This is a genomic window from Skermanella sp. TT6 (assembly GCF_016653635.2).
GTDB classification, from domain to species: Bacteria; Pseudomonadota; Alphaproteobacteria; order Azospirillales; family Azospirillaceae; genus Skermanella; species Skermanella cutis.
Map to the genome: position 1 here is coordinate 21048 of NZ_CP067423.1, position 12262 is coordinate 33309.

Consider the following 12262-nt stretch of genomic DNA (forward strand, 5'->3'; position numbering starts at 1 on the left):
GAGCGGCTTGTCCAGGTTCAGCAAAGGCCATGAGGGCTGCTGAGAGCTTCGGCAAGGGCAGCCGTGATTTCCCTTAAGGTGTAGGGCTTGGTGACGAAGCCGACCGTCCGGGCAGCCATGGCCTGTCCAATGGTCGCCGCATCGTCGTGCGCTGTGACGAATATGCTGGGAATGCGCAGGCTGTCGCGGATCGTGCGCTCGCTTCTCGGCCAGATCGACTTTGCGACCAGCCTGCGTACGACATCTGCTCTGGTGACCGTCATTCTATTGGGAGGGATAGTCGCCTCAATCGCCTTTACGGTCGTCGAACTGCGGCCGGAACTTCCCTGGCTGTTCCTGATCCTTCTGGCAGTCGGCCTTGCCTTTGGGGGGCGGGCAGCGGCCGATGTCAGGGCCGGCAAAGTCTATGCGGGTGTGCTTGTCACCTTCCTGATCCTGTTCGGGCTCGGCGTCTCGCCGCTGCCCGGGAGCAGCGCCGAGGCGTTTTCGACGCGAGTAGGCTATGTTCTCGCGGCAGTCCTCTACACGCTCGTCATGGCCGGGCTGCTCTGGTCTCGGCGCGCCGCTGCCCGGGAGCAGCGCCGAGGCGTTTTCGACGCGAGTAGGCTATGTTCTCGCGGCAGTCCTCTACACGCTCGTCATGGCCGGGCTGCTCTGGTCTCGGCGCGACAAGCGGTTCAGCACATTCCATCAGCGTAACTGAGGGCATTGATAACCTTATGGATAGGTTCGAAGGGATCTTCCCAGTCGGCAAAGTGTTACCTGCGACCGGCACATCTCCACCGGGTGAAACCAACGAACCCGGCGACGCAGAGGGCAATCATGGCGGCTAAAGACACCAAGACTTCCAAAGAAGCTAAATCATCTGACGAAACCAGAGCATCCAAGGAAACCAAGGGGGCGAAAGCGCCCAAAGCAGCTAAGGCACAAAGCAGCAAAGTAGAGCCGGTAAGCAAAGAGGGCCAGAAGCCCAACGCGCTGCAAAAGCTCCTGCAGCCGTCCAAGGAGTTGGCTGCCGTCGTCGGAGGCGAGCCTCTGGCGCGCGGTGACGTCGTCAGCAAGGTGTGGGACTACATCAAGAAGCATGAACTACAGAACCCGGAAAACCGGCGCGAGATCCTGGCCGACGACAACCTGGAAGCGGTATTCGGCAGGAAGAAGGTAACCATGTTCGAGATGAACAAGTACCTGTCTCAGCACCTCACGTCGCCTGATGCGAAATGACGAGCCCTGGTTCCCGTGCCAGATCCAACAATCCCACCGTCGCTTACCGGTACAAACAGGTAAGCGACGGAACGCTCTGAGGTGGAGCCTGTTCTGGAGACAACCAGCCCGGCGATCCTGATCCTGACCGGTTTTGGCGGAAAGGCAGATGACACAGGACGATTTGGTTGAACTCTCCCGCCTTTTTAGAGTCTGTTCGCAGACGGGGCGTGCCGCCCTGTGCTGACCGGGATGCTACTTTAAGGAGAAAGAGGGCTGACGTGCGGGAGGTTGACGGGCTATGTCGGGAGCCGTCGTCAACAGTCGCCGAGCCAGCAGGATATGGGTACCGCCGTCAGAACCGCCAAGACGTCTCCAGCCTCGTGGGATGCATTCTCCGACGTCGATGCCTTCGTGGATGAGGTTCTGGTGGAACTTGCGGCGATGGAGGCAGACGGCGCGAAGCCGACGCGGTCAGGACCAAAGCCGGCACTGGCTGGAGCAACGCTGCGCAAGGCGATCATGGCGATCTGGTGTCTCTGCTTCTGCGGCATGCAGTGGCGCGCCATCGGCCAGCTCTGCGATATCCCGTTCAACACGCTGTTCAGCCTGTTCGCCCGCTGGACCCGGATTGGACTGTGGCGCCGCCTGCTCGACCGGCTGCGCCGCACTTGGCGGCTGGCCTGCGGTGATGCCGCGGAGCCGACGGCTGTCGTCATCGACAGCCGCTCCTGCCGCTCGGCCCCGAGCTGCTTCGGCCGTGGCTTCGATGGCGGCAAGAAGATCAACGGCGTCAAGGTTCACCTGGGCGTCGATAAGTACGGCATCCCGCTGGCGATCGACGTCTCGCCAGCCAACGTGCATGATACGAAAGGGATCATCCCGGTGCTCCGCGAACTCTCCGGCAAAGGCTTCCGGGGATCGGCGCTGGGCGACCTCGGCTACCGGGGCAAGCGTCTGGCCAAAGCAGGGCAGAAGCTCGGCATTGCCGTCGAGCCCATCGCTCGCGGCCGCAACGGAAAGTTCCTCCCGACTGGGATTTGCTGGACGGTGGAGCGGTCCTTTGCCTGGATCTCACGCTATCGTCGGTTGAACATCATCTTCGAGCGGACGAAGGAGCATCTCGTCGCCTTCATCGAGATCGCCTTCGTTTCCATCCTTTCTCGGCGCCTGAAGCGCTTGGCAAATGAGGACGTCAGTGCCTGATCTCTACGAACAGCCTCTGGGTGTCGAGGATCTCGGCGCGGCGATCCTCCAGCCACTCGGCGCGGGCCAGCGACTGGCATTTCGGGCAATGCCGATTCCGGCAGCTGTTGTAGGAGATACGCTGGTGCCCGCACTGATCACACTGGTCGACGTGACCACCCAACGCCGCCGTGCGGCAGCGTTCGATTGCGGTCATGACGCGGCGCTGCGCCGTGGGCAGGGCCGCGTCATGCCGCTCACGATAGGCGTCGCCGTAGCGGCGGAACACATCCGCCACTTCCGGCCCTGACCGGGCCATGGCCGGGCGCTCAGAAGTGCGCGGGCGCGGCGGGCTTCGGCTCGATCGGGATCGGGCGGGGCAGCAGGTCGAGCGGGCTGGCCGTCGCGCAGACCGTGCTGGTGGCGATGCGCAGGTACTGGGCCGTAGTCGCCAGGCTGCGATGTCCAAGCAGCAGCTGGATAGTGCGCACGTCGGTGCCGGCTTCCAGCAGGTGGACCGCGAAGGCGTGGCGCAGCGAATGCGGGGTGACCGGCTTGGTGAGACCGGAGAGACGGTGCGCCCTGCGGCAGGCGTTGCCGACGGCGTCCCGGGTGATCGGCTGGCCGGGCAAGTCTCCCGGGAACAGCCACTCCCGGGCATGAACGGTCGGCCAGTAGCTGCGCAGCGTCTCCAGCAGGGCGGACGAGAGCATGACGTAGCGGTCCTTGCGGCCCTTGCCCTGGTCGACGCGGATGACCATGCGCCGGCTGTCGATGGCGCTGATCTTGAGGTGAACGGCTTCGGAGACGCGCAGGCCGGCGGCGTAGCAGGTGGTCAGGATGGCGTGGTGCTTGATGTTGTCGACACAGCCGAGGAACCGCACGACTTCCAAGGGGCTGAGGACGACGGGCAGCTTGTGCGGCGGCTTCGGCGCCGGCAGGACCTCTTCGAAGGTCCACGCCTTCCTGAGCGTCACCTTGTAGAGGAAGCGCAGCGCCGAGACGGCGACCGCGATCGAGGCCGGCGATAGCTTCCTCTCGTCGGTCAGGTGGACCTGCCAGGCGCGGATCTCGTCCGGTCCCAGCTCTTCCGGCGATCGGCCAAAGTGGCGGGCGAACAGGGAGACCTGCAGGATGTAGGAGGATTGGGTGTGCGGCGAGAGGTTGCGCACCCGCATATCCTCGAGCATGCGTTGCCGAAGGGCTGTCATGGGGAATCTCCTGAGCGAGATGGACGGTGCTGCGAGCAGCCCCGCCATGCTGGCGCAATCGGAACCTCCAGGGATGCCGGAACTCAGTCGACCAGCGGTTTCACGTCAGGATGGACAGCGATCTCTCGAGCCGGAGCGCCAATACCGCGTAGCGGTTTAGTCCAATGCGACTTATCTGGAGCTCCAGATAAGGCTCATGCCCGCCGGCGCTTCTACGATCTGGCCGAAAGCGGCTCTCCGATCGCCGCCGACGCGCTGCGCCGCATGGCCCGGCTCTACGCGATCGAGGACCGCATCCGCGGCCGCACGGCCGATGAGCGCCGACAGATCCGGCAGGCCGAGGCTGCTCCACAGGTAGCTGAGCTGAAGACCTGGCTGGAGCAGGAACTCCGACGCCTGCCTGGCCGCTCCAAACTGGCGGAGGCGATCCGCTATGCGCTCGGCCGCTGGATGGCGCTGTGCTTCTACCTCAACGACGGCCGGGTGGAAATGGATACCAATGTGGTGGAACGCTGCATCCGGCCAGTCGCTCTGGGCAGAAAGAACAGTCTTTTTGCAGGTTCTGAAGGTGGCGGCCATCGCTGGGCCGTGATCGCATCGCTGGGACGTTGGTGCAGAAATCAGGATGGGGCCGGATTACCCCCTTTCCCGCGGCGGTCAGGCGATCCGGCGGGACACCGGCATGCCGAGGCCGGTCATGATGTTGATGACCTTACATCCGGCGGTTGCCTCGACCTTCTGGGCAGGCAGACTCCGACCCCGCAGGCTGCGGCCAATCAGGGCCTTGTACCGAAACACCGCCACTTCGACCAAGGATCTTTTCCCGTAGCCGACGGCCCGCTGCCATCCCAGCCGACCACGCTCCTCGATCAGCTGGATGTGGCGGTCGCGCTGGGTCGGCTCGGTGTCCGCCGCGGCGCTCGGCACCGCGGTCGAGCGGGGCGGGATGACCACGGCGGCGTCGGGAGTGTGCCCGGCGACGGAGCGGTAGACCGGCTCCCCATCGTATGCGCCGTCGGCGAACACCGCGGAGATCGGGCGGTCGATCTGATCGAGCAGCGGGCCGACCCGCGACGCGTCGCCCTCGTCCATGGTGGTCAGCTCCGAGGCGAGGATCTCGCCGCTGTCGGGATCGATCGCCAAGTGGAGCTTGCGCCAGGTCCGTCGCGGCTTGCCGCCGTGTTTCTCGTGCAGCCACTCGCCGGCCCCGAACACCTTCAGGCCGGTGCTGTCGATCACCACGGTCACCGATCCGTTCGCCCGTTTCAGCGCCGCCGCGATCCCCAGGTCGACGCCGCGGCGCGAGAAGGTCGTATGGTCCGGGACCGGCAGCTCCAGGCCGAGCAGCCCCATGACCGACTTCAGCATGCCTTCGGTCTGACGCCATGGACGACCAAAGGCCAGGCGCAACATCAGCCCGGCCTCGATGGCGATGTCCGAATAGCTTCGCGGCCGGCCGCGTTTGCCTGACCGGGCCGGTGTCCAGGCCGCGAGCGCCTCGGGCGTCACCCAGACCGTCAGGCTGCCCCGTCGCTGAAGTGCGGCATCATACTCGGCCCAGTTGTCAATCTTGTAGCGCGCCTTCGGGATCTTGTGGCGGCGGGGTTCGTTCGCCTTGTAGGGCATGCAAATCTCGAGGGGCGACAGGCGGGCGGCCCCTATACGCGACCTGACTCCCGGACGCCAGCTCGATCACCATTTTCGCACCAATGTCGCCACGGGGCGTACGCTCACGAAGTCGCTCGAGCTGGTTGGCGATTTCGCGCAAGGTCAGCTCCGGATTGGAGGAATGGATGCCCGCCACGAGGGTCATCAGACGATCCTCAGCTGGCCGAGGCGGCGACTTCCTCAGAAGCGACTTGTCGGCCATTCCCTCGCTGACAATCCATTTCACCGCGCGCCGTAAACGCTCAGGAGTCCAATCGAGACCACGTTGCCTGAGAACGCGGGAGATATCGTCCCATGTGTGGTCGGGTCGCATGCGCCGCACAATGGGAAGCCACTGGTTCGCGGATGACTGGAGACGCGCTCCATAGGCTGCCTTTTGCGCGGCCGTCATCTTGGCCAGCGCGTCCGGCCGACGTTCGCGGATCCCTGGATTGCCCGGCATCCGGCCTTTTGCTCTGGCGGCTTTGATGCCTGCCTTGGTCCGTTCGGAGTTGAGAGCCCGCTCCAGCTGGGCCACGGCGCCAAGAACCTGCAGGGAAAACATGCCTTGCGGCGTCGTGGTGTCGATCGGGTCGCTGAGCGACCGGAAATGCGCACCTTTTGCCGTCAGGTCCTCGATGACATCGAGCAGATGGCTTACCGAGCGCGCCAGGCGGTCGAGCCGAACGACGACAAGCGTGTCGCCAGCGTCGATCTCGCGGACAATCTTGGCAAGGGCAGGGCGGGCTCTTGAGGCCCCGGAGCCGTGCTCCCGGACGATTGTCTCACATCCGGCGGACCGCAACTCCATCTCCTGGGCTTCTGTAGCCTGCTCGTCTGTCGAGACGCGCGCATAGCCGATTTGCCGGCTCTGTGGTCGACGGGAGGAGTGGTTGTGCGGTGTTTTGGCCATTTGGAGCGCCTGAGAACCGTATCGGAGACGAAATTACAAACGTAGAAGATACAGATAACCGATCGGTTGGAGACGCATCGGCTTCCGAACTTGAAAATAGCCGAGGAGTGTCATATCTTTTGCACAGTAAATGCGACTATGTGTATGACAGGATGGAATCCTATGGGCCAGGCCCTCAAGATACCCGTGCAGAATGAACCTTTGGTTTTGTCCTATATGGACCGGGCCGGGAAAATTGCCATCAACCAAGTGGCGGACGGCTTTGGAATGTCCAAGGGCCAATTGGCCGAGACGGCCGGCCTTGCCCGCGAAACCCTCTATCGGTTGGAGCGCAGCCGCACGATAAAGACCCAGGGGCGTCTACGTGAAATGCTCGAGATCATCAGTCGCGTGACGGAATGGGCGGGCGGAAAGGAACAGGCGATGGCCTGGTACCGAGCCCAGCCGCTGCCGGCATTCGGTGGTCGCACCGCCGAAGCCCTCGTGAAGGAAGGCAAAGCCGCTGCCGTTCGCGATTATCTGGATCATATGGCCCTCGGCGGCTTTGCGTGAGGTTCGTCAGAACCTGCTATAGGGCACATGATCCGCGTTGGGCCTTCAAGCCGACTTCCGGTGAGGGAGCCGCGATCAGGGGTGCGCGCTTCAATCCCAAAGGTGTGCCAGCGCTATATCTGGGGCTCACCATCATGACGGCGGTCAAAGAAGCCAATCAAGGCTTTGCGCATCGGATCGACCCCTGTGTGCTGTGCTCCTATGAGGTCGATTGCGAGGGCATCGCAGACCTGACGACCGAGCAGGGGAGGGGAGAATTTTCCGTCGCGCTCGAGGACATGGCCTGCGCTTGGGCAACGGTCCTCAGCGACGGCGAGCGCCCTGCATCCTGGTCCATCTATGACCAACTGCGGCTTCAAGGCATTGCCGGTATTCTGGTTCCGAGTTTTGCTCCGGGTGCCGAGACAGAAGATCGCAACCTAGTGCTTTGGGACTGGGGTCCGGATCTTCCGCACAAGGTGACTGTATTCGACCCGAGCGGCCGGCTGCCGAAGGACCAGTTGTCCTGGCGATGAAGCAATTGCGGAAGGACAGAGGGAGCTTTCGGACGGAGGCGTCAGCGCCAACCCAAGGCCGGGGCGACGTGGGTCAGGATCGCCTCGATGACATGCGCATTGTAGTCGACACCGAGCTGGTTGGGGACGGTGAGCAGCAGCGTGTCAGCCTCGGCGATGGCCTCGTCGCCCTTCAACTGCTCGATAAGGACGTCCGGCTCGGCGGCATAGGAGCGGCCGAACACGGCGAGCTTTTCAGGCTCGATGTAACCGAAATGATCTTCGCTCTCGTTGCCGCCGAAATACGCCCGGTCGCGATCGTCCACCAACGCGAAGATGCTGCGGCTGACGGAGACCCGCGGCTCGCGCGTGTGACCGGCCGCCTTCCACGCCTCGCGGAAGGCGCGAATCTGATCGGCCTGCTGGAGATGAAAGGGTTTTCCGCTCTCGTCGAACTTGAGTGTGGAGCTCTGCAGGTTCATTCCCAGTTTTGCTGCCCATTCCGCAGTTGCGTTGGTGGCGGCGCCCCACCAGATGCGATCACGCAAGCCCTCCGAATGTGGTTCGACACGCAGCAGGCCAGGCGGGTTCGGAAACATCGGGCGCGGGTTGGGTTGTGCAAAGCCTTTGCCGCGCAGCACGTCGAGGAACACGTCGGTGTGCTGCCGGGCCATGTCGGCATCGCTCTCGCCCTCTTGCGGAACGTGGCCGAAGTAGCGCCAGCCATCGATCACCTGCTCTGGCGAGCCGCGGCTGATGCCCAGTTGCAAACGCCCTCCGGCGATCAGGTCGGCGGCGCCGGCGTCTTCGGCCATGTAGAGCGGGTTCTCGTAGCGCATGTCGATGACCGCCGTGCCGATCTCGATGCGGCTGGTCTTGGCGCCAATCGCCGCCAGCAGCGGGAACGGCGAGCCAAGCTGGCGGGCGAAGTGATGCACGCGGAAATATGCCCCATCCGCGCCCAGCTCTTCGGTAGCAACGGCCAGATCGATGGACTGCAGGAGTGCATCGGATGCAGACCGTGTCTGCGACTGGGGCGAGGGCGTCCAGTGTCCGAACGACAGAAAACCGATCTTTTTCATGAGAATGCCACGTCAGAGTGAAAGGCGCTCGCGTTATCTAGTTATTGAACCGCTGGCGCGCCACGCCGAATTCGCCCACCAGATGTGCGAGAAGGGCAGGGGAGGGGGTTTTTTGTCCCTACAGCCCGCTTGCCTTGGTGAGATTGACTCGAAACCGATCGCGGCGCCGCTGATATCTACGGGTCATCTCGGCGGAGGCGTGGCCGAGCTGCTTTTGCACGTAGCGCTCGTCGACCTCGGCCGACGAGGCAAGCCCGGCGCGCAGCGAATGCCCCGCGAACTTTTGTTCTCGTTCGCCCTCGGAAAGATCGCCGCGTACGCCGGCCGCCAGCGCTGCCCGCTTGACCAGGCGTGCCACCTCCTGGTCGTTGAGCCGCTCGCTGCCCACCTTTTTGCCTTGCCCCGTCACCCTTCGGAACAGCGGCCCGTGGGCAATGCGCGCGAGCTTGAGCCAGGTCTCCAGCGCCACGACCGGGCAGGTCGTGTCGGACGAGCCCCGGCCGATCTCGACCTCCCGCCAGCCGGTCTTGCCGCGCAACGTGACGAGCAGGCCTTTTTCGAAGACCTCGATCCAGCCGCGGCCGTCCTCGGTTTGGTCGCGGCCGACGTCCAGGCCGACGATTTCGGAACGACGCAGCCCGCCGGCAAAGCCGAGAAGCAGCATGGCACGGTCGCGCAAGCCGCGCAGGGTACCCCGATCGAGGGTTTCCAGCATGGCCATGAGATTCTCGGGCAGGATGGCTTCCTTCTGTACTGGCGGTTTTGCGTGGCTGTTGCGAATGCCGGCCATGACGGTGGCGATGTGCCGGTCTTTCCTGTCCAGCGGCTGGCCACGCTGTGCATAGTTCCACGTCAGCGAGGAGAGGCGCCGCTCGATCGTGGATACGGAGTTCGGCTTCTTGTCGCCGGTCGCCTTTCCTGAGGCGCAGGCGGTGATGTAGAGGCCGACCAACTGCGGATCGGGCGGGAACACGTCCAGACCTTGGCGGCGTGCGTATTCCGGCGAAAGCGCCCTGGCGTTTCGGTTCAAACCGCCCACCGTTTCGGTGATTTCGCCCACCCGCCCCATGGGACGGGTGGGTGGGCGGCATCGTGATCCATCGTTTTCATCTTATGCTGGTATCGTCGCTCGTGCCAGGGGTCACGATGGCGTTGCAGATCTGGCTGTTTTCTGGTCTGCCGCCCGTACCCGGCGCATGGACTCGCCCGTGAGCTCGATGCGCAATGCCCGGTGAACGACGCGGTCGAGGATCGCGTCGGCGTAAGTGGCATCGCCGATCGACCGGTGCCAGTTCGCCACGGGGATCTGGGTTGCCAGCACCGTGGCGGCACGGTCATGCCGGTCGTCGATCACTTCCATCAGGTCGAGCCGCTGAGCCGCAGTGAGCTCGGTCATGGCCCAGTCGTCGATGATCAGCACCTCCAGGCGGGCCAGGCGGCGCAGGACGCGGGCGAGCGAGCCGTCGAGCCGGGCGGTCGCCAGATCGTCGAGCAGGCGCGTCAGCCGGGTGTAGAAGACGCCGTAGCCTTCCCGGGCCGCCTGGTTGCCCAGCGCACAGGCCAGGAACGTCTTGCCGATGCCGGTCGGGCCGGTCACCAGCAGCGGCTGGTGCTCGCGAACCCAGCGACAACTCGCCAGATCGCGGATCAGCGTGCGATCGAGGCCGCGCGGCGTGCGCCAGTCGAGATCCTCCAGGCAGGCGGTCTGGCGCAGCCGGGCCCGCTTCAGCCGGCTGGCCAGGGCGGTGTTGGCGCGCTCCGCCGTCTCGCGCTCGACCAGCAGGGCAAGCTGGTCGTCGAAGCTGAGCTGGTTGCGCTCGGGCTGGCGCTCGAGGTCTTCCAGGCCGCGCGCCATGCCGTACAGCCGCAGCCGGCGCAGAGCCTCGTGGGTCGGATGCTTCATGCTCTCGGGTCTCCTTGTTCAGTTCCGGTAGTAAGAGGGGCCGCGCAGGTTGGCGTGCTCGCCCAAGCCGTCGGATGAGGCTGGCGGCGGACCGCCGCTGGTGAGCCAGCGCTGGACGTAGCGCCAGGATCGGACATTGGCTTCCAGGGCGGCCTGACAGGCTTGTTCCAGCCGGTCGGCGCCGTGGGCGCCGCCGAGCCGGAGCAGGCCGAGACCGGCACGCACCGCCTGCTCGCGATGTTCCGCCGCCGCCAGGATGCGCTCGAACAGCAGGGTCGCCGCCGAGCCGACCGCGGCGAACTCGGCCTGAAGGTGTTCCGGCGTGTAGCGGGCCACCGCGCGGTGGGAGGCCGGCTGGTGAGCTTCCAGCGTCGTCCGGCTGCCGGCCGAAGCCCGGGGATGGCAGGCGACGCGCCGCCCGCGCAGGAAGATGCTGATCAGGGCGGCGGTCGCGTGGACATCGACCGTCTTGCCGATCGCGGTGTAGGGCACCGAGTAGGCGGCGCCGTCGATCACGACATGGTAATCGGGCGCCAGCTTGTAGCGGCTCCAGGTTCCCGGAACGAAGCGGTCCGCCGGCAGCGGCCGCAGATGGGCACGCTCCCGCTCGGCCAGGATCCGCGCCCGGCAGCTGTCCTTGTCGCCGCTCAGCGGTGCTGCGTTCAGCATGGCCAGGTGCTCCCGGATCGCGGCGTTGGCGGCGTCGAGGCTGACGAAGACGGTGTCGCGGATCGGCGCCAGCACGCGCCGTTCGACCTGCAGCACCGCATTCTCGACCGCTGCCTTGTCCCTCGGCTGACGCACCCGCGTCGGGACGACGGCGATCCGGTAGTGCTGGGCAAGGTCGTGGTAGCCGGGGTTGAGGGTGGGATCGTAGAACGAGGCGTGGCTGACGCCGACCTTGAGGTTGTCGGGCACCAGGCGGGCCGGAGCACCGCCCAGGTGCTCCAGCAGCCGGACGTGGGAGGCCAGCCAGTCCTCCGACCGCTGCGTCCAGGTCGCTTCGGCGTAGATGTAGCCGGAGTACGGCAGGCAGGCGACGAAGATCTGCGCCGGGCGGGCATCGGCGCCGACCCCGATCATCAGGGTCATGCCGGCGTAATCGACTTCCAGCGCGTCGCCCGGCAGATGGTCGCGCCGCATCCGGGGAACTGCCCGGGCGGCCTGCCAGTCCCGGAAGCGCTGGACGAACTGGGTGTAGCGGTAGCCGTCGGGATGGCAAACCAGATACTCCTGCCAGAGCAGTTGGAGCGTCACGCCCCGCCGGCCCAGGTCCCGCTCCACCGCTGCCCAGTCCGGCAGGGGACGTGGCTGCGCCGGCGGTGGCGGGAACAGACGCCGCTCCAGCTCCTCGTCGCTCCACTCCTTCACGTCGCCAAAGCGCAGGTCCGCGCTCTCGAGGCGGCGCAGGTAATCGCGCACCGTCGTGCGCGGCATCCGGCATGCCGCCGCGATCCGGCGCACGCTCGCCCCGAACTCATCGCGCAGCCGCAAGACTTCCCTGATGCGTCGCATGTCCGATCTCCCTCGCGGCATCCCACCCTCCCTGCCCATTGTCGCAAGGACCCCAGTGTAGATGCCGATACAGGATCAGACGCCGCCCATCTCTACTCCCACGTGTGGGCGAAATCGCCGAAACGGCAGGGCGGTTTGAACCGAAACAGGGGGGCGCTTTCCCCCGAAATCAGAGGGCGGATTCAGCCGAAATATGCAGCGGCGCGCCCAGGCGCAAAAATGCTTCCAGTCCGCAGCGTAGGCGCGGCGGGTGTTGGCCGAGCTCGCCGCCTCGACATAATCGCGCGCGCGATCGGCCAACGCGTCGAGATGCGCCGGCAGGCGCGGATTGGCGACGGCCGGAAGAGGGGAGGGGGCTTCGGCTGACAGTTCTTCCGGGGCGCGACCCATCTCCATGACGACATCGATGATGTCGGGCAAATCGTCCGCAGCTTTCGCCTCCAGCCCGGCCGACGACCGCAGACCTAAAGCATCGTCCTGCGCCCCCGTGCTGTGGGGCGGTGCGGAGGGTCGCGCGAGGCGATTTTCGGGCTTCTGCTCGACGATTCGGGCTGTCG

The 12262-nt window shown here is 65.2% G+C and carries 12 protein-coding genes and 3 pseudogenes; 6 read left to right on the forward strand and 9 right to left on the reverse strand.

The features are described 5' to 3' along the window. The first annotated feature begins 90 nt into the window (after positions 1-90). The 3 genes from IGS68_RS33735 to IGS68_RS33745 all read left to right on the forward strand — a co-directional run bounded on the left by IGS68_RS33735 (position 91) and on the right by IGS68_RS33745 (position 2409). Positions 91-699 (forward strand): hypothetical protein, encoded by a 609-nt coding sequence (locus IGS68_RS33735; RefSeq protein ID WP_201083755.1) that lies wholly within the window; start codon positions 91-93, stop codon positions 697-699. A gap of 123 nt (positions 700-822) precedes the next feature. Continuing rightward, on the forward strand, positions 823-1224 hold the full coding sequence (locus IGS68_RS33740) for an SWIB/MDM2 domain-containing protein (protein ID WP_201083757.1): 402 nt from the start codon (positions 823-825) through the stop codon (positions 1222-1224). Between the two features lie 321 nt (positions 1225-1545). Further along, a complete protein-coding gene (locus IGS68_RS33745; RefSeq protein ID WP_247881529.1) occupies positions 1546-2409 on the forward strand; it encodes an IS5 family transposase in 864 nt (287 codons plus the stop codon). 4 nt (positions 2410-2413) lie between these two features. On the opposite strand, the pseudogene IGS68_RS33750 reads toward IGS68_RS33745, so the two are convergent. Further along, a pseudogene (locus IGS68_RS33750) lies at positions 2414-2707 on the reverse strand (transposase zinc-binding domain-containing protein); the annotation flags it as partial. Between the two features lie 10 nt (positions 2708-2717). Continuing rightward, a complete protein-coding gene (locus IGS68_RS33755; RefSeq protein ID WP_201083759.1) occupies positions 2718-3599 on the reverse strand; it encodes a tyrosine-type recombinase/integrase in 882 nt (293 codons plus the stop codon). Positions 3600-3791: 192 nt separating this feature from the next. Between IGS68_RS33755 and IGS68_RS33760 the strand changes: the two are divergent. Next, positions 3792-4217 (forward strand): annotated as a pseudogene (locus IGS68_RS33760) (IS66 family transposase); the annotation flags it as partial. 39 nt (positions 4218-4256) lie between these two features. On the opposite strand, the gene IGS68_RS33765 reads toward IGS68_RS33760, so the two are convergent. Both IGS68_RS33765 and IGS68_RS33770 read right to left on the reverse strand, forming a co-directional pair. Continuing rightward, entirely contained in the window at positions 4257-5225 is a 969-nt protein-coding gene (locus IGS68_RS33765) for an IS5 family transposase (RefSeq protein WP_201083566.1), read from the reverse strand. Beyond that, a complete protein-coding gene (locus IGS68_RS33770) occupies positions 5164-6159 on the reverse strand; it encodes a recombinase family protein (protein WP_247881530.1) in 996 nt (331 codons plus the stop codon). The genes IGS68_RS33765 and IGS68_RS33770 overlap by 62 nt, the downstream gene beginning before the upstream one ends. Positions 6160-6321: 162 nt before the next feature. On the opposite strand from IGS68_RS33770, the gene IGS68_RS33775 reads away from it, so the two are divergent. Together IGS68_RS33775 and IGS68_RS33780 are read left to right on the forward strand one after the other, a co-directional pair. Then, positions 6322-6711 carry an MbcA/ParS/Xre antitoxin family protein gene (locus tag IGS68_RS33775; RefSeq protein ID WP_154386548.1) on the forward strand — a complete coding sequence of 130 codons (390 nt, stop codon included), beginning with the start codon at positions 6322-6324 and terminating at the stop codon, positions 6709-6711. Continuing rightward, on the forward strand, positions 6708-7226 hold the full coding sequence (locus tag IGS68_RS33780; protein WP_185910482.1) for an RES family NAD+ phosphorylase: 519 nt from the start codon (positions 6708-6710) through the stop codon (positions 7224-7226). The genes IGS68_RS33775 and IGS68_RS33780 overlap by 4 nt, the downstream gene beginning before the upstream one ends. Positions 7227-7267: 41 nt before the next feature. On the opposite strand, the gene IGS68_RS33785 is transcribed toward IGS68_RS33780, so the two are convergent. The 5 genes and pseudogenes from IGS68_RS33785 to IGS68_RS33805 all read right to left on the reverse strand — a co-directional run. Beyond that, positions 7268-8287, reverse strand: coding sequence for an LLM class flavin-dependent oxidoreductase (locus tag IGS68_RS33785; protein WP_154386547.1), 1020 nt, complete (start codon positions 8285-8287; stop codon positions 7268-7270). A gap of 118 nt (positions 8288-8405) precedes the next feature. Beyond that, positions 8406-9356, reverse strand: a complete 951-nt coding sequence (locus tag IGS68_RS33790) for a site-specific integrase (RefSeq protein WP_371822011.1) — start codon at positions 9354-9356, stop codon at positions 8406-8408. A 72-nt stretch (positions 9357-9428) separates the two neighbouring features. Continuing rightward, complete coding sequence (gene istB / locus IGS68_RS33795; protein WP_201072657.1) at positions 9429-10190, reverse strand: IS21-like element helper ATPase IstB; 762 nt, start codon at positions 10188-10190, stop codon at positions 9429-9431. An 18-nt stretch (positions 10191-10208) separates the two neighbouring features. After that, positions 10209-11726 (reverse strand): IS21 family transposase, encoded by a 1518-nt coding sequence (istA, locus tag IGS68_RS33800; protein ID WP_201072655.1) that lies wholly within the window; start codon positions 11724-11726, stop codon positions 10209-10211. Positions 11727-11879: 153 nt separating this feature from the next. Then, positions 11880-12101, reverse strand: a pseudogene (locus IGS68_RS33805) (hypothetical protein); the annotation flags it as partial. Between the last annotated feature and the right edge of the window lie 161 nt (positions 12102-12262).

Excerpts from the sequence above, each read along its gene's own strand:
- IGS68_RS33740 (WP_201083757.1), top strand. The coding sequence starts at position 823 with ATGGCGGCTAAAGACACCAAGACTTCCAAAGAAGCTAAATCATCTGAC.
- istA (WP_201072655.1), bottom strand. The coding sequence starts at position 11,726 with ATGCCGCGAGGGAGATCGGACATGCGACGCATCAGGGAAGTCTTGCGG.
- IGS68_RS33765 (WP_201083566.1), bottom strand. The coding sequence starts at position 5,225 with ATGCCCTACAAGGCGAACGAACCCCGCCGCCACAAGATCCCGAAGGCG.
- IGS68_RS33790 (WP_371822011.1), bottom strand. The coding sequence starts at position 9,356 with ATGGGGCGGGTGGGCGAAATCACCGAAACGGTGGGCGGTTTGAACCGA.
- IGS68_RS33775 (WP_154386548.1), top strand. The coding sequence starts at position 6,322 with ATGGGCCAGGCCCTCAAGATACCCGTGCAGAATGAACCTTTGGTTTTG.
- IGS68_RS33745 (WP_247881529.1), top strand. The coding sequence starts at position 1,546 with ATGGGTACCGCCGTCAGAACCGCCAAGACGTCTCCAGCCTCGTGGGAT.
- IGS68_RS33785 (WP_154386547.1), bottom strand. The coding sequence starts at position 8,287 with ATGAAAAAGATCGGTTTTCTGTCGTTCGGACACTGGACGCCCTCGCCC.
- istB (WP_201072657.1), bottom strand. The coding sequence starts at position 10,190 with ATGAAGCATCCGACCCACGAGGCTCTGCGCCGGCTGCGGCTGTACGGC.
- IGS68_RS33755 (WP_201083759.1), bottom strand. The coding sequence starts at position 3,599 with ATGACAGCCCTTCGGCAACGCATGCTCGAGGATATGCGGGTGCGCAAC.
- IGS68_RS33770 (WP_247881530.1), bottom strand. The coding sequence starts at position 6,159 with ATGGCCAAAACACCGCACAACCACTCCTCCCGTCGACCACAGAGCCGG.